The organism is Trinickia sp. Z7 (assembly GCF_056498045.1).
This window is the reverse complement of record NZ_JAUEQW010000011.1, coordinates 26,175-42,465: the sequence shown is the minus strand read 5'-3', so window position 1 is coordinate 42,465 and position 16,291 is coordinate 26,175. Positions and strand designations below refer to the sequence as shown.

At 62.7% G+C, this 16,291-nt stretch carries 16 protein-coding genes; 11 read left to right on the top strand and 5 right to left on the bottom strand.

What is annotated here, in order from left to right; translation table 11 throughout:
- Positions 1–136 precede the first annotated feature (136 nt).
- From QQS38_RS18435 to nadC, 3 genes are all read left to right on the top strand, one after another.
- Positions 137–1,333: a DesA family fatty acid desaturase gene (locus tag QQS38_RS18435; protein WP_479646793.1), complete on the top strand. Its 1,197-nt coding sequence runs from the start codon at positions 137–139 to the stop codon at positions 1,331–1,333.
- A gap of 146 nt (positions 1,334–1,479) precedes the next feature.
- Positions 1,480–2,613 (top strand): quinolinate synthase NadA, encoded by a 1,134-nt coding sequence (gene nadA / locus QQS38_RS18430; RefSeq protein ID WP_479646792.1) that lies wholly within the window; start codon positions 1,480–1,482, stop codon positions 2,611–2,613.
- Between the two features lie 87 nt (positions 2,614–2,700).
- A complete protein-coding gene (nadC, locus tag QQS38_RS18425; RefSeq protein WP_479646791.1) occupies positions 2,701–3,603 on the top strand; it encodes a carboxylating nicotinate-nucleotide diphosphorylase in 903 nt (300 codons plus the stop codon).
- 90 nt (positions 3,604–3,693) lie between these two features.
- On the opposite strand, the gene nadB is transcribed toward nadC, so the two are convergent.
- The 4 genes from nadB to radC form a co-directional block, all read right to left on the bottom strand.
- Positions 3,694–5,292 carry an L-aspartate oxidase gene (gene nadB, locus QQS38_RS18420; RefSeq protein WP_479646790.1) on the bottom strand — a complete coding sequence of 533 codons (1,599 nt, stop codon included), beginning with the start codon at positions 5,290–5,292 and terminating at the stop codon, positions 3,694–3,696.
- Positions 5,293–5,468: 176 nt separating this feature from the next.
- Positions 5,469–5,636, bottom strand: coding sequence for a 50S ribosomal protein L33 (gene rpmG, locus QQS38_RS18415; protein WP_007586229.1), 168 nt, complete (start codon positions 5,634–5,636; stop codon positions 5,469–5,471).
- A gap of 11 nt (positions 5,637–5,647) precedes the next feature.
- Entirely contained in the window at positions 5,648–5,881 is a 234-nt protein-coding gene (gene rpmB, locus QQS38_RS18410; protein ID WP_479646789.1) for a 50S ribosomal protein L28, read from the bottom strand.
- Positions 5,882–6,126: 245 nt separating this feature from the next.
- Positions 6,127–6,849 (bottom strand): RadC family protein, encoded by a 723-nt coding sequence (radC, locus tag QQS38_RS18405; RefSeq protein WP_479646788.1) that lies wholly within the window; start codon positions 6,847–6,849, stop codon positions 6,127–6,129.
- A gap of 206 nt (positions 6,850–7,055) precedes the next feature.
- Between radC and QQS38_RS18400 the strand changes: the two genes are divergently transcribed.
- From QQS38_RS18400 to QQS38_RS18365, 8 genes are all read left to right on the top strand, one after another.
- Positions 7,056–7,511: an FKBP-type peptidyl-prolyl cis-trans isomerase gene (locus tag QQS38_RS18400; protein ID WP_479646787.1), complete on the top strand. Its 456-nt coding sequence runs from the start codon at positions 7,056–7,058 to the stop codon at positions 7,509–7,511.
- 2 nt (positions 7,512–7,513) lie between these two features.
- Complete coding sequence (gene ispH, locus QQS38_RS18395) at positions 7,514–8,479, top strand: 4-hydroxy-3-methylbut-2-enyl diphosphate reductase (protein ID WP_479646786.1); 966 nt, start codon at positions 7,514–7,516, stop codon at positions 8,477–8,479.
- Positions 8,480–9,154: 675 nt separating this feature from the next.
- Positions 9,155–9,580: a hypothetical protein gene (locus QQS38_RS18390; protein WP_479646785.1), complete on the top strand. Its 426-nt coding sequence runs from the start codon at positions 9,155–9,157 to the stop codon at positions 9,578–9,580.
- Between the two features lie 223 nt (positions 9,581–9,803).
- Positions 9,804–10,754: a branched-chain amino acid ABC transporter permease gene (locus QQS38_RS18385; protein WP_479646784.1), complete on the top strand. Its 951-nt coding sequence runs from the start codon at positions 9,804–9,806 to the stop codon at positions 10,752–10,754.
- An 18-nt stretch (positions 10,755–10,772) separates the two neighbouring features.
- Positions 10,773–11,942 (top strand): ABC transporter permease subunit, encoded by a 1,170-nt coding sequence (locus QQS38_RS18380; RefSeq protein ID WP_479646783.1) that lies wholly within the window; start codon positions 10,773–10,775, stop codon positions 11,940–11,942.
- 20 nt (positions 11,943–11,962) lie between these two features.
- A complete protein-coding gene (locus tag QQS38_RS18375) occupies positions 11,963–12,739 on the top strand; it encodes an ABC transporter ATP-binding protein (RefSeq protein WP_479646782.1) in 777 nt (258 codons plus the stop codon).
- Entirely contained in the window at positions 12,739–13,455 is a 717-nt protein-coding gene (locus QQS38_RS18370) for an ABC transporter ATP-binding protein (RefSeq protein ID WP_479646781.1), read from the top strand. The genes QQS38_RS18375 and QQS38_RS18370 overlap by 1 nt, the downstream gene beginning before the upstream one ends.
- A gap of 108 nt (positions 13,456–13,563) precedes the next feature.
- The gene (locus QQS38_RS18365; protein ID WP_479646780.1) at positions 13,564–14,703 is read left to right on the top strand and encodes a branched-chain amino acid ABC transporter substrate-binding protein; all 1,140 of its coding nucleotides are present in this window, start codon (positions 13,564–13,566) and stop codon (positions 14,701–14,703) included.
- Positions 14,704–14,863: 160 nt separating this feature from the next.
- Here the strand turns inward: QQS38_RS18365 and QQS38_RS18360 are convergent, their stop codons facing one another.
- Positions 14,864–16,048 (bottom strand): acetylornithine transaminase, encoded by a 1,185-nt coding sequence (locus tag QQS38_RS18360; RefSeq protein WP_479646779.1) that lies wholly within the window; start codon positions 16,046–16,048, stop codon positions 14,864–14,866.
- Positions 16,049–16,291: the final 243 nt, after the last annotated feature.

Below are 16,291 nucleotides of genomic sequence, written 5' to 3'. Positions count from 1 at the left end.
TGTTGCATCGCAAAAATTCTTTTTTGTTACAAATACTTGCGTCGATTGCAGTAAAATGCAGGCAGCTATCGAAAGCTAGCTTTCACCTCTCGGCATCCGCTCGATTGCGGGCGTCGTCGCAATACAGGTAAACACCTTGCTGAACTCCCTTCTCGATTTCCTCGCGCACGGCTTGCTTCGTTTTTCGTGGTGGCAAATTGCGCTGTTCGCGCTCGCCGTCACGCACGTCACGATCATCGGCGTCACCGTCTATCTCCACCGCTGCCAGGCGCACCGGGCGCTCGATCTGCACCCGATCGCGAGCCATTTCTTCCGCCTGTGGCTGTGGATGACGACAGGCATGCTCACGGGCCAATGGGCGTCGATCCACCGCAAGCACCATGCGAAATGCGAAACCGAAGAGGATCCGCATAGTCCGCAAACGCGGGGCATCTGGAAGGTGTTGCTCGAGGGGGCGGAGCTGTATCGCGCCGAGGCCAAGAACGAAGAAACGCTGCGGCGCTTCGGTCACGGCACGCCCAACGACTGGATCGAGCGCAATGTCTACACGCGCTATCCGATCCTTGGCGTGAGCCTCATGATGGTGATCGACGTCGCGCTGTTCGGCATCGTCGGGCTCAGCGTGTGGGCGGTGCAGATGATCTGGATTCCGTTTTGGGCGGCCGGCGTCGTGAACGGTCTCGCGCACTTCTGGGGGTACCGCAACTTCAATTCGGCCGACGCGAGCACGAACATTTTCCCTTGGGGCATCCTGATCGGCGGGGAAGAGCTCCACAACAATCACCACACGTACGCCACCTCGGCCAAGCTGTCGAATAAGTGGTTCGAGTTCGACATCGGTTGGCTTTACATTCGCTTGATGTCGGCCGTTGGCCTCGCCAAGGTCAAGAAGATCGCGCCCACGCCGCGTCTTGCGGCCAGCAAACCCGTGCTCGACCAAGACACGCTGCAGGCGGTGTTGACGAATCGCTACGAGGTCATGGCGCGCTATGCCAAGACCGTCAAGCGAGCCTATCGCCAGGAGCTCGCGCGGCTCAAGGAAGTCGGTGCGCGCGAAAAGTATCAATTGATGCGCGGCGCGCGCGAGTGGTTCCACAAGGAAGAAGCTGGGCTCGACGAGCCGCAAAAGCGTCAGTTGCCGGAAATCTTCGCCGACAGCCAAACCCTGCGCACCTTCATCGAGTTGCGTAAGGATCTCAGCGCGATCTGGGAGCGGTCGAACGCCTCCCGTGAACAATTGCTGGCCCAGTTGCAGGACTGGTGTCATCGGGCCGAGCAGAGCGGCATCAAAGCGTTGCAGGAATTCGCGATGCGCCTGCGCCGCTACGCCTGAGCGCCTGCTAACGCGAAATCCTTTAAAATTTCGGTACGTCATCGACACCCCGCTTTGGCGGGGTGTTGCTTTTTGGGCCTCGTGTGTTCGCGGGCCGTTTTGCGCTGGGCTCGGCTCGACCGTCAGGCGCGCTAGTGGAGATTAGGATGGACTCGGCCATCAAGACCGTCGAATTCGACAAGCCGCTCGCGGGCGCCGTTTGCGGCGTCGGCCACGCTTGGGCGAAAGTGCCGCCGGCGCCGTCGCCAGAAGAGAAGCGGCAACTGAAGGCGCGCGTGCGCGAGTTGCTCGAGCGTGAAAAGGCCGTGCTCGTCGCGCACTACTACGTCGATGCCGAGTTGCAGGAACTAGCCGACGAAACCGGAGGCTGCGTGGCCGACTCGCTCGAGATGGCGCGCTTCGGGCGCGATCACGAGGCGCAAACGCTCGTCGTGGCGGGCGTGCGTTTCATGGGCGAAACCGCAAAAATCCTGAGCCCCGGCAAGCGCATTCTGATGCCCGATCTCGATGCGACGTGCTCGCTCGATCTCGGCTGCCCGGCCGACGAGTTCTCGGCGTTCTGCGATGCGCACCCGGACCGGACCGTCGTCGTGTATGCGAACACGAGCGCGGCCGTGAAGGCGCGCGCCGATTGGATGGTGACATCCTCGATCGGTCTCGAGATCGTCTCGCACCTGCACGCGCGCGGAGAGAAAATCCTTTGGGCGCCCGACCGCCACCTGGGCGAGTACATTCAGAAACAGACGGGCGCGGATATGCTGCTATGGCAAGGCTCGTGTCTCGTGCATGACGAGTTCAAAGGTATCGAGCTCGATTTGTTGAAGGCCGAGCATCCCCAGGCAAAGGTGCTCGTGCATCCCGAATCGCCTGCGAGCGTGGTGGCCCTGGCCGACGTCGTCGGTTCGACCACGCAGTTGATCGACGCCGCCAAGCGCCTCGATGCCACGCACTTCATCGTCGCGACCGACCTCGGCATTTTGCACAAGATGCAGCTTGCGGCACCCGGTAAGACTTTTATTGCTGCACCGACGGCCGGCAATAGCGCAACCTGCAAGAGCTGCGCGCATTGCCCTTGGATGGCGATGAACGGGCTTGCGAACTTGGTCGAGGTGCTCGAGCGCGGCCACAACGAAATCTTCGTCGACCCCACCGTCGGCGAGCGCGCCCGCGTGCCGATCGATCGGATGTTGGCGTTCGCGGCGGCTCACAAGAAGCGTGTGCAGGCAAGCGGCGATCTCGCCCGCGACACCTCGCTCTTTGCCAACGTCGGCGCGGCTTGACGCGCGTTGCGTCGGCATCCCCTCTTTCGCTATTCGCATGCCGCGGCGCCGGTCCGGCTCGCTGCGGTGCAAAGGACTACTGAACATATGACCGTGCAACGAGCAACGGCGGCCCAGGACGTCGTATCGCCGCTTTTTGCGGAGATTCGCGCGCAGTACGGCGCCGCATTCGACGCGGCGCTCGCGCGCAATATCGCTGACGCGTTATCGGAAGACGTGGGCGAGGGCGATTTGACGGGGCGGCTCGTACCGGCCGATTCGATTCGCGATGCGCGCATTCTGGTGCGGGAAGAGGCTGTGCTTTGCGGCGTGCCGTGGTTCGTCGCCGTGATGGAACAGGTCGATCCCGCGATCGAAATCGACTGGCGCTATCGCGAGGGTGAGCGGATGGCGGCCGATTCCGTCGTTTGCTTTCTGCGCGGGCCCGCGCGTGCACTGCTCACGGCGGAGCGCAACGGCTTGAACTTTCTGCAATTGCTCTCCGGTGTGGCCACTGCCACGCGCCGGTACGTCGATGCGATCGAGGGCACGCGCGCCCGTATTCTCGACACGCGCAAGACCTTGCCTGGGCTGCGCCTCGCGCAGAAGTACGCCGTGCGTGTGGGCGGCGGCGCGAATCAGCGCCTAGCGTTGTACGACGGCATCTTGATCAAGGAGAACCACATCGCCGCGGCCGGCGGTGTGGGACCGGCCTTGGAGGCAGCGTACGCGTTGAACGCTGGGGTTTCGATTCAAATCGAAGTCGAAACGCTCGAGCAGCTCGAATCGGCGCTTGCGCACCGAGCCGATTCGATCCTCCTCGACAATTTTTCGTTCGAGGCGATGAGCGCCGCCGTCAAGCTGACTGCTGGACGCGCGCTGCTCGAAGTGTCGGGCGGTGTGAATTTCGACACCGTGCGCGCAATCGCGGAAACGGGCGTCGATCGGATCTCGATCGGCGCGCTGACGAAAGACGTGCGCGCGACCGATTTCTCGATGCGGCTGCTTTAGGGCAGTTCACGCTCGGCGAGCATGCTCGCCAGCCGGGCCATCGGGCTGAACAAGCCCGCGCGCTCCGCCCCCCCTCGCACGGCCTACGGCTCAAACTTGCCGGTTCGGGACGCGCTCGGGCGCGAGCACGGTCGGCAACGCTTTGGGCAGGGCGGACGGCCAATCGCGCGAGAAGTGCAGGCCGCGACTTTCCCTGCGTGAGCGCGCGCTGTCGACGATCAACGAAGCGACGTCGACCAAATTGCGCAGCTCGAGCAGATCGCGGCTTACTTTGAAGTTTGCGTAGTATTCCTGAATCTCGTCTCGCAGCAGCGAGAGGCGGTGCTTGGCGCGCGCCAAACGCTTGTCGGTCCTCACGATCCCCACGTAGTTCCACATCAACCGGCGTAGCTCATCCCAATTGTGGGCGACGACGACTTCCTCATCGGGATCGGAGACGCGGCTTTCGTCCCAGTCGGGCAGCGGGGCATGGGCGGCTGCATCGAAGCCTTCGCGCTCGATCGCGTCCGCGGCAGAGCGCCCAATGACGAGGCATTCGAGCAGAGAGTTGCTCGCGAGGCGGTTCGCGCCGTGCAGGCCCGTGTACGACGTTTCGCCCACGGCATAAAGGCCGGCCAGGTCCGTGCGTCCCGCCAAATCGGTGACGACGCCGCCACAGGTGTAGTGCGCCGCAGGCACGACGGGGATCGGGTCTTTCGTGATGTCGATGCCGAACTCTAGGCAGCGCGCAAGTATCGTCGGGAAATGCTCGTGCAGGAACGCGGCAGGCTGATGGCTGATGTCGAGATAGACGCAGTCGATACCGCGCTTCTTGATCTCGAAATCGATCGCACGCGCGACGACGTCACGAGGAGCGAGTTCGGCCCGTTCGTCGTGAGCCGGCATGAAACGCGTACCGTCGGGCAGCAGCAACTTGCCGCCTTCACCGCGCACGGCTTCCGTGATCAAGAACGACTTCGCGTAGGGGTGAAAGAGGCAGGTCGGGTGGAACTGGATGAACTCCATGTTCGACACCCGGCAGCCGGCTCGCCACGCCATCGCGATGCCGTCGCCCGTCGCCGTATCGGGGTTCGTCGTATACAAATAGACTTTGCCCGCGCCGCCCGTTGCGAGGATCGTGTGGGGCGCTTCCAGCGTGACCGTCCGTCCGCTCTCGATATCGAGTGCGTAGAGGCCATGGCAGCGGCGGCCCGGCAGGCCGAGGCGATCGGACGTGATGAGGTCGATCGCGTAATGATCCTCTAGCAGGGTGATGTTCGGGTGTTGACGTACGCGTTCGGACAGCGTGGCCACGACCGCGTGCCCGGTGGCATCCGCCGCGTGGATGATGCGGCGATGGCTGTGCCCGCCCTCGCGCGTCAGATGAAAGCCCAGTTCGGCCGCGTCGTCGCGCGTGAACGGGACGCCCTGATCGATCAGCCACTCGATGGCCGTGCGGCCGTGTTCGACGATGAACCGCGTGGCGGCTTCGTCGCACAGCCCCGCACCGGCGACGAGCGTATCGTCGACGTGGTTTTCGACGCTATCGGCCGAGTCCAGCACCGCGGCGATTCCGCCTTGCGCCCAGTCGCTCGCGCCTTCCGTCATCGACCGCTTGGCAATGACGGCCACGCGCCGCTTCTCGGCGAGATTGAGCGCAACGGTCAGGCCCGCCAGGCCGCTGCCTACGATTACGACGTCGAAATTCATCTGTGTTTCCCTTTTCCCCGATCCCCCGCGCGTACGCGTAGCAGATTGCAGCCGTGTGAAAGTCGCGTGGGTAAGCTTGGGAGGATACCGCGACCAGCAACGCAATGGGGGCGCACCAAAGCAAAAGCCCCGCGCGCGGCGGGGCTTTTGGTCGTATTCGGCTCGAACGAGACCGATTACTTGATCTTCGTTTCCTTGTACGCAACGTGCTTGCGGACGACGGGATCGAACTTCATGATCTCCATCTTTTCCGGCATGTTGCGCTTGTTCTTCGTCGTGGTATAGAAGTGACCCGTGCCTGCGGTCGACTCCAGCTTGATCTTGTCGCGTGCGCCTTTGGCCATGACTGGACTCCTTAGATTTGGCCGCGCGAGCGCAGATCGGCCAGCACGGTGTCGATGCCGTTCTTATCGATCAAGCGCAGACCGGCGTTCGAGACGCGCAGACGCACGAAACGGTTTTCGCTTTCCACCCAGAAACGGCGGGATTGCAGATTCGGCAAGAAACGCCGCTTCGTCTTGTTGTTGGCGTGGGAAACGTTGTTGCCGCTCATCGGCGCTTTCCCAGTTACTTGGCATACGCGTGCCATATGAGAGCACTCCTAAAACGCTTAAATTCGGGGTTCAAGCCTGGTCGGGGCCTAACAGGAAAGGGCACAAGGAAGCCGCTCAGCAACTGAGTGCGGCGACCTCCCCCAAGCTTCTGAACGAGGTTGGAAACAGGCAGACGGCGATTCTAGCAGAAAAAGCGCCGAAAAATCAAACCGAATTTAAGAACAGGCGATTTGCCTGGGCAAACGCGGCGGGCGGGCGGCGGGCGCGGCAGCGGGGGGCGCTACAGCCAGCCCGCGCGGGCGAACGAGAAGACGTCGTGGCGCCCCACCACGAGATGGTCGACGAGCCGGACGTCGATCAGCGCGAGCGCATCGTGCAACACGCGTGTGAGCTGACGGTCGCTCGCGCTCGGTTTGACCGCCCCGGACGGATGATTGTGGGCGACGACGAGGCTGGCGGCATTGGCCTCGAGGGCTCGGCGCACGATTTCACGCGGATAGACGGCCAGGCGCGTCAGCGAACCGCGCGAGATTTCTTCGCTGTCGATCAGCCGATGCCGAGCGTCCAGATACAGGCACAGGAACACTTCGTACGGGCGCGCGCCGATCAAAAGGCGTACGTAGTCGTGCACTGCTTCGGTCGAATCGACGAGCGGCTGTTCGCGCGCCCGCTCGGCCAGGGCGCGGCGCGCCATCTCGATGACGGCCAGCAGCACGGCGGTCTTTGCCGGCCCGATGCCGTGCACGCCGTCGAAATCGCGCGGGGTGGCGTCGAGAATGCCGCGCAGCGACCCGAAGCGAGCCAGTAGCGAGCGCGCCAGGTCGAACACGTTGTGCCCGGGAAGCCCCGAACCTAAAAAAATTGCAATGAGTTCGGTGTCGGACAGCGAGGCGGCGCCGCGCCCGAACAGCCGCTCACGCGGCATGTCGCGCGCCTGCGCCCCGCGCGGGCGGCGCGGCGCCGCCGCTTTCAACGGGGCGAGCAGGTCGGAACTAACGGGCATGTGCATATCTCATAGAAGCGGTTGAGTGGTTGGGCACGGACTGTGCGCGCATTAGGCGCGCGCCGCCCGGCGCGAGGTGGCTTACAATGGAGCCTTTGTGCGGGGCCCGTATCGCCGGGCGTCGAAACGCGCAGCGTGCGCGCCAAGCCCGCCGCAACGCGGCCTAATTGCAACGCGCGTGTCGCGTTCGTCCTACGAGCTATCCCATGAGCATCATCGATATTTCAGAAGTGAAAGCGGGTTCGCATGTGACGCTTCACTACCGGCTTGCACTTGCCGACGGCGCCGACATCGTGAACACTTTCGGCGATAAGCCCGCTACGCTGCTGCTCGGCGCCGGCCAACTCGCGCAGCCGCTGGAAGACATTCTGATAGGGATGAAGGCGGGCGACCATTCGACTTTCCGGCTAGGCGAGGGCCAAGCGTTCGGCCCGCGCAGTCCCGACTTGATTCAGCGCGTGTCGCTCGCCACCCTGCGGGAACACGGCATGGTGGGCGAGGACTTCGCACCCGGCGATCTGATCGAATTCAATGCGCCGAGCGGCGGGCGCTACGCCGGAGTGCTCAAGGAGATCGGCGAAACGTCCGCGCTGTTCGATTTCAACCATCCGCTCGCGGGTCAGGCGTTGACGTTCGAAGTGCAAATCATCGGAATTCTGTAGACATGAGCCCGTCGGATACCTCCATCGCCGCTGCCGAGGCGGAAGTCTTGCTCGCCCAGCCGCGCGGCTTCTGCGCGGGGGTGGACCGCGCCATCGAGATCGTCGAGCGCGCCATCAAGCTGTTCGGCGCGCCGATCTACGTGCGCCACGAAATCGTTCACAACGCCTATGTCGTCGAAGATTTGCGCAAGAAGGGCGCGGTTTTCGTCGAGCAGCTCGACGACCTCCCGGCCGGCAGCACCGTCATCTTCAGTGCGCACGGGGTGTCGAAAGCCGTGCGCGAGGAGGCCGAGGCGCGCGGGCTGCGCATCTACGACGCCACCTGTCCGCTCGTGACGAAAGTTCATATGGAAGTGGCGAAGATGCGCCAAGAGGGGCTCGACATCGTGATGATCGGGCACAAAGGGCACCCCGAAGTCGAGGGCACCATGGGGCAGTCGGGCGAGGGCATGTATCTCGTCGAGAGCGCGGAAGATGTCGATGCGCTCGAACTGTCCGACCCGTCGCGTATCGCGTTCGTCACGCAAACGACGCTGTCGGTCGATGACGCCGCCGACATCATCGCCGCGCTCAAGGCGCGCTTCCCGCACATTCGGGAACCGAAGAAGCAGGACATCTGCTACGCCACCCAGAACCGGCAAGACGCAGTCAAGTTCATGGCGCCGCAATGCGATGTCGTCATCGTGGTCGGCAGTCCCAATAGTTCCAATTCCAACCGGCTGCGCGAAGTCGCGCAGAAGCGCGGCGTCCCCGCCTATATGGTGGATTCGCCCGATCAAATCGATCCGGCTTGGGTGGAGGGCAAGCAGCGCATCGGCGTGACGGCCGGCGCGTCTGCGCCCGAGGTGCTCGCTCAAGCGGTCATCGGGCGGCTGCGCGAGCTCGGTGTGCGCAACGTGCGCGCGCTCGAAGGCATCGAAGAGAACATTGCTTTTCCATTGCCGCGCGGGCTCTCGCTTCCGAGCTGACGCGCGCGCGGGCGAATGCACGCCCCGCTGCAACCTGGGTCGGGCGGTTGGGGTTTGCCCTGACTGCCGTATTTTTTCCGAAAAGCGCGCCCCCTGCGGGCGCGCTTTTTTATTTTCCGTAGGTGCACAAAATCGAAGGTTGCTCCTAATAAACGAAGAAATGTCGCAACTGGGTTGCGACGTGCACCAAATAAGGGTCCCAAAAAAAGGTTGCAATGCAGGAAAACCCTGGCGATTCAGCATATTGGCCGCTCGGCAATTGGAGTTACAATGCGCGCGTCCTCAAGGGTCCTGAGCCTTTGGGCACCAGTATTGAGTAAGGCGCGGGAGACCTAGTTAATGCAAGACAAGTTTGCTTACGCCGCATCGAGCATGACGAGAGGCGGCGAGGCGAGCATCGGTGACGCGGCATGGGCCGTCGCGGCGCCGGCGAGTGAAACGGCGGTTGTCGCCCCCTTGGAAAGCTTCCAAGGGCGGGCGATCGAGTCCGCGCCTTTCGATCAGGACAGAAAAAATAAAATGCAGGCGGCATCGCGGTCGGATCGACGCGCGCGGTCGCCTCGCCGGCGCAGCACGTCGCTTTCGCGTGCGATGGTGCCGGTGCTTCTTCCCACCCGCATTGAACGCGCCCGGCCCAGCGCGCGCAGGTATGGCGGAACTTTTTCAGCGAGTGTGTTGCCTGCAGCGCAGGCCACGCTCGAAATCGGAGCAACAATCCTTGCAGGCGGTGTGCGTGCCCGCAAGGTGACGTCGTCGGCGCTCGATGCGCCGTTGCGTCGCGCCGGTTTGCAGGCGGCCTCGGCCGCTGCGTGCCGGCGCCTGGATGCGGACTTCGCGCAGCATGGCGAAGCGAGCGCCCGCACATTGGCGTCGGTAGCGGCGCCGTTAGCGTTCGATGCCGCTCGTGCGGCGCCGAGCGCAAAGCAGTGCGCTGACTCGAGCGAAACGCCCAAGATGCAAAAGGCGATGTCCACCGCATGCGCGAGCATGCGACAGGACGCCATCGCATTTGGCGGCGGCGGCGGTTCGCAGGAAGGCGCCATTACGCTTCACGACTTCAAGGACGGCGCACGCGCGGTCCTCGACGTCGTGCAAGTGTAATGACGGAGCATGAACGCGACGGCACCGGATACCCGACGGTGCCGTTTTTGCATCCGCCTCACCGGGTCTGCCGCCGAATCACGGCTTCAGCGGTATCCGTGAGGCGGCCGACCCTTACCGGTTTATTTATCAGTACCCGCAGTGCCGTTGCGGTTTTCGCCGACCGTCCGCGTTACAACCGGCGCGAAGCGAAGATCCAGTCGCACGGGCTAAGGAGCTTTAAATGGATATCTTCATCCAGCAGATCCTCAACGGTCTGGTGCTTGGTAGCGTCTACGCCATCATTGCGCTCGGCTATACGATGGTGTACGGCATCTTGGGCATCATCAACTTTGCTCACGGCGACGTCCTGATGGTCGGCGCAATGGTCGCGCTATCGACCATCACGGTGCTGCACAACCATTTCCCCGGGCTCGGCAACATCCCGACGCTCATCATCGGGCTCATCGTCGCGGCGATCGTCTGCGCGATCGTGGGGTACGTGATCGAGCGGGCTGCCTACAGGCCGCTACGCCGCGCTCCGCGCTTGGCTCCGCTGATCACCGCGATCGGCGTGTCGATCCTGCTCGAAACGCTGGCCATGATGATCTGGTCGCGCAATCCGCTGCCGTTCCCGCAGTTGATTTCCACCGATCCGATCAACGTGATCAAGGCGACCGACACGAGCGTGGGCGCCGTGATCTCGGCCACGGAAATCACGATCATCGTCGTCGCGTTCCTCGTGATGGCCGGCCTGCTTTTGCTCGTGCATAAGACCAAGCTTGGCCGCGCGATGCGTGCGATCGCCGAAAACCCGAACGTGGCGAGCCTGATGGGCGTGAACCCGAACTTCGTGATTTCGGCCACGTTCATGCTCGGCTCGGCCTTGGCTGCCTTGGCCGGCGTGATGGTGGCGTCCGAATACGGCAACGTCCACTTCTATATGGGCTTCATCCCCGGCATGAAGGCGTTCACGGCTGCGGTGCTGGGCGGGATCGGCAACCTCGGCGGCGCGATGGTCGGCGGCGTGGTGCTCGGTTTGATCGAACAACTGGGCGCAGGCTACATCGGCAATCTGACCGGTGGCGTGTTCGGCAGTAACTATCAGGACGTGTTTGCCTTCATCGTGCTGATCATCGTCTTGGTGTTCCGTCCGTCGGGTCTGCTCGGCGAACGTGTGGCGGACCGCGCGTAAGGGCAAGGAGCAAGGAAAATGACTTCAATTCAACCGATCGAGCCGTCCACGACGCTCATCCCTGAGAAAAATGCCACGAAGACGCTCGTCGTTGGCGTGCTCACGGCTATCTTCGTTATCGCCGCGCCGATGATCATCGGTGCCGCGGGCGGCAACTACTGGGTCCGCGTGCTCGACTTCGCGATGCTCTACGTCATGCTGGCGCTGGGCCTGAACGTGGTGGTGGGCTTCGCCGGCCTGCTCGACTTGGGCTACATCGCGTTCTACGCGGTGGGCGCCTACACGGCGGCCTTGTTGACCTCGCCGCATCTGTCCACCCAGTTCGAGTGGATCCACAACATATGGCCCAACGGCCCGCACCTGTCGTACTTCCTGATCGTGCCGATCGCGATGGGGCTCGCGGCGTTGTTCGGGGTGCTGCTGGGCGCGCCGACGCTGCGTCTGCGCGGCGACTATCTGGCGATCGTGACGCTCGGCTTCGGCGAAATCGTGCGGATCTTCATGAACAACCTGGACCGCCCGGTCAACATCACGAACGGGCCGCAGGGCATCACCGGCGTCGATCCCGTGCATGTGGCAGGCTTTAGCCTCGCGCAAACGCACACGATCTTCGGCATGCAACTGCCGTCGGTCTACTCGTACTACTACCTGTTCGTGCTGTGCTCGCTATTCGTGATCTGGGTGTGTACGCGCTTGCAGCACTCGCGTATCGGCCGCGCATGGGCCGCGATCCGCGAAGACGAAATCGCCGCGAAGGCGATGGGCATCAACACGCGCAACGTGAAGCTGCTGGCGTTCGCGATGGGGGCGTCGTTCGGCGGCCTCTCCGGTGCGATGTTCGGCGGCTTCCAAGGGTTCGTCTCGCCTGAGTCGTTCACGTTCTGGGAATCGGTCGTCGTGCTCGCCTGCGTGGTGCTCGGCGGCATGGGCCACATCCCCGGCGTGATTCTGGGCGCCGTGCTGCTCGCGATCTTCCCCGAATTCCTACGCTCGACCATGGGCCCGCTGCAGCACTGGCTGTTCGGTCATCAGATCATCGACACGGAAGTGATTCGTCAGCTGCTGTACGGCCTGGCGATGGTCCTCATCATGCTCTATCGCTCGGAAGGCCTGTGGCCCGCGCCGAAGCATGAGGACAAGATCGCTAAATTGGCCAAGCGCGGCGCCAAGAAACCTGTGCGCGCGTAAAGAGCGGAGGAACACGCAAAATGAGCAATAAAAGCATTCGTTTGTCCGTGACGGGCGTGAACAAGCGCTTCGGCGGCTTGCAAGCGCTGTCGGACGTGGGCCTTCAGATCGAAGAAGGCACGATCTACGGCCTGATCGGCCCGAACGGCGCCGGCAAGACCACGTTCTTCAACGTGATTACGGGCCTGTACACGCCTGATTCGGGCGAGTTCAAGCTCGACGGCCAGAACTACACGCCGACCGCCGTTCACCAAGTGGCTCAGGCCGGTATCGCCCGGACGTTCCAAAACATTCGCCTGTTCGGCGGCATGACGGCGCTCGAGAACGTGATGGTGGGCCGTCATGTGCGCACCAAACACGGGCTGTTCGGCGCGGTGTTCCAGACGCCGGCCGAGCGCAAGGAGGAGCGCGAGATCAAGGAGCGCGCGCTCGAACTGCTCGAATACGTGGGTGTGCTGCAGTATGCCGATTACACGGCGCGCAACCTCTCGTACGGCCATCAGCGCCGTCTGGAAATCGCGCGCGCGCTGGCAACGGATCCGAAGCTGTTGGCATTGGACGAGCCGGCTGCGGGCATGAACGCAACGGAAAAGGTCGAGCTCACGCGCCTCTTGGAAAAGATCCGCAACGACGGCAAGACGATCTTGCTGATCGAGCACGACGTGAAGCTCGTGATGCACCTGTGCAATCGCATGACGGTGCTCGATTACGGCAAGGTGATCGCCGAAGGTCTGCCGCAAGACGTGCGGAAAGATCCGAAGGTGATTGAGGCATATTTGGGCGCGGGGGTCCACTGATGGCTACGGCAATGTTGAAAATCAAGGGCCTGCAAGTCAATTACGGCGGCATTCAGGCAGTCAAGGGCGTCGACATGGAAGTCGCGCAGGGCGAGCTGGTCACGTTGATCGGTGCGAACGGCGCGGGCAAGACGACGACGATGAAGGCCATTACGGGCCTGAAGCCCTACTCGGCGGGCGACATCGAGTACGAAGGCCAGTCGATCAAGGGCGTGCCGGCGCATGAACTGCTCAAGCGCGGCTTGGCGATGGTGCCCGAAGGCCGCGGCATATTCGCGCGCATGTCGATCATCGAGAACATGCAAATGGGCGCGTATTTGCGCAGCGATAACGACGGCATTCAAAAGGACGTCGAGCGCATGTTCGGCTACTTCCCGCGCTTGAAAGAGCGGGCCAAGCAATTGGCCGGCACGCTCTCGGGCGGCGAGCAACAGATGCTGGCGATGGCGCGGGCCATCATCAGCCGTCCGAAGCTGCTGTTGCTGGACGAGCCGTCGATGGGTCTGTCGCCGATCATGGTCGAGAAGATCTTCGAGGTCGTGCGCGATATCTCGAAGGAAGGCTTGACCGTGCTGCTCGTGGAGCAGAACGCGCGCCTTGCGCTGCAGGCGGCTAACCGCGGTTATGTGATGGATTCTGGTATGGTCACGATGTCGGGCGATGCCAAGCAAATGCTCGACGATCCGAAGGTGCGGGCCGCTTATCTCGGCGAATAACGCCATTCTCTCGCGCGCCCGTGCATTTCAGCACGGGCGCCGTCAAAGGGCCGCCACGGCCCGCAGCAGCATCGTTCTAAAACCCGATCTAAAAAGGGAACTACAACAGTGAATAAGTCGCTTCTCACCGGCTGTGCAGCAGTAGCCGCGCTTTCTTTCGCGCTTTGCAATTCCGCTCAAGCCGATACGACCGTCAAAATCGGTCACGTCGCTCCGCTCACGGGCGGCTCGGCCCACCAAGGCAAGGACAACGAAAACGGCGCTCGTCTCGCGATCGAAGAGATCAACGCGAAGGGTCTCGTGATCGGCGGTCAGAAGGTCACGCTGGCGCTCGACCCGCAAGACGACGCGGGCGATCCCCGTCAAGCGACGCAGGTTGCGCAAAAGCTGGTCGATGACAAGGTCGTCGCCGTCGTCGGTCATGAAACGTCGGGCACGTCGATTCCCGCTTCGAAGATCTACAGCGATGCGGGCATCGTCCAAATCTCGCCGTCGGCCACGAATCCGAAGTACACGCAGCAGGGCTTCAAGACGACCTACCGCGTGGTCGCGACCGATGCGCAGCAAGGCCCGGCACTGGCGAACTACGCCGCTACGGGCCTGCACGTGAAGAAGGTTGCGATCGTCGACGATTCGACGGCGTACGGCCAAGGTCTCGCGCAGGAATTCGAGAAGGCCGCGAAGGCAGCCGGCTTGAACGTCGTGTCGCACGATGCGACGAACGACAAGGCCGTCGACTTCCGCGCGATTCTGACGAAGATCAAGGGCGAGAACCCCGACGCCATCATGGTGGGTGCGATGGACGCGACGGGTGGCCCGTTCGCCAAGCAAGCCAAGCAGTTGGGCCTGCGCGCGAAGATCCTCGCGGGCGACGGCGTTTGCACGGCTAACATCGTCGATCTGGCCGGCCCCGCCGCCGACAACATCGTTTGTTCGCAAGCCGGTATCGGCCTCGACCAAATGAAGGGCGGCTCGGAATTCGCCGCCAAGTACAAGCAGCGTTACAGCCAGGACGTCGTGTTGTATTCGCCGTACACGTACGATGCCGTGTACATCATCGCCGATGCGATGAAGCGTGCGAATTCGATCGATCCGGCGAAGATCCTTGCCGCGATGCCCACGACCGATCACAAGGGCGTGATCGGCGAGACGACGTTCGATGCGAAGGGCGACCTGAAGCACGGCGTGATCTCGATCTACGGCTATAAGGAAGGCAAGCGGACCTTCATCAACAAGGTTTCGATGTAAGTCGAAATAAGCCTTCGTTGTAGATGAGCGGTTCGATGTAAAAGGCCGCATGCACGAGAGTGCATGCGGCCTTTTTTAACGTTCAGCCGTTGCGGATAAGAAGCGCGACCCACGCGCGTCGGCTCACGAGCCTCAATGCGCGTGATGGCCCTTCATTGCCTTACAGCGTATCCAGTACGCGTTTGAGCATTGTCATCATCTGGTCGATTTCGTCGGTGGTAACGTTCAGCGCGGGCATGAAGCGCAGCAAATTCGGCCGCGCGGCATTGAGCAGTACGCCGGTGGGCTGCAGCTCGCGCGCCTTCTCGACGATCTGCGGCCCGATGTCCTTCCCGAGCAGCAGCGCCCGCAGCAATCCTTCCCCGCGCTCGCCCTCGAAGCCGCGCTCGGCGGACAGCTCGAGCAGCTTCGCGCGCAAATACTCGCCGCGTGCGCGCACACCTTCGAGAAAGCCCGGCGCGGTCAGCGTCTTGATGACCGCGCACCCCACCGCCGTCATCAGCGGATTGCCGTTGTAGGTGCCGCCTTGCTCGCCCGCTTCGAAGACGGCGACCTCGGCCTTGGACAGCAACGCCGCGAGCGGCACGCCGCCGCCGATACCCTTGCCGAGCGTCATGATGTCGGGCTCGATGCCTGAAAGCTCATAGGCGAACAACGTGCCGGCGCGCCCGCATCCGCTTTGCACTTCGTCGACGATGAGCAGCAAGCCGTGACGCCGGGTCAGTTCGCGCAACTCGCGCATGAACTCGCGTGTGGCCGGAACGACCCCGCCTTCGCCTTGAATCGGCTCGAGCATGACGGCCACGGTCTTATCGCCGATCAGCTTCTCCACCGATGCGATGTCGTTCAACTCGGCTTTCGGGAAGCCCGGCACCTGCGGCGCATACATGGTGTCCCAGCCCGCCTTGCCGCTCGCCGACATCGTCGCGAGCGTGCGGCCGTGAAAGCTGTGATCGAACGTGATGATTTCGTAAGCGCCGTTCTTGAATTTTTTGCCCCACTTGCGTGCAAGCTTGATCGCGCCTTCGTTCGCTTCCGCGCCGCTGTTCGCGAAGAAGACTTTGTCGAACACGCTATGCTCGGTCAGCAGCGACGCGAGGTTCGCCATCGGCTCGTTGTAGAACGCCGGCGACGGGTTGATGAGCTGCCTTGCCTGAGTCTCTAGCGCTTCGATCATCGCCGGATGGCAGTGACCGAGGCAGTTGACGGCCCAACCTTGAATGAAGTCGAGGTAGCGCTTGCCTTCGCTATCGAAGATCCACGAACCCGCGCCGCGCGTGAATACGATGTCCGGCCGGTTGGTGATGTACATCAGCGACTGCGTCGGGTTCTCTGTCGATTGCATGGCACGGCTCCGCGAAAAATGAAGAAAGAGTGAAGGAGAAACGAAAAAAGCCACGGTAGTCCGTGGCTTTCGCGGTTTGACCGGTGGCGCCTGCTCGCTTGCTGCTGGCGAGGCGCGCGTCCGCTACGAGCCGACGGCTTCCCTTGGCGGGAGCGAGCGGCGACGTCGGAGGGCGGGCAGGTGGCAGGTCATGGGCGCAAGAATACGACAGCGTGTACGTAGATGCAATCGCAGCCGCTTTTG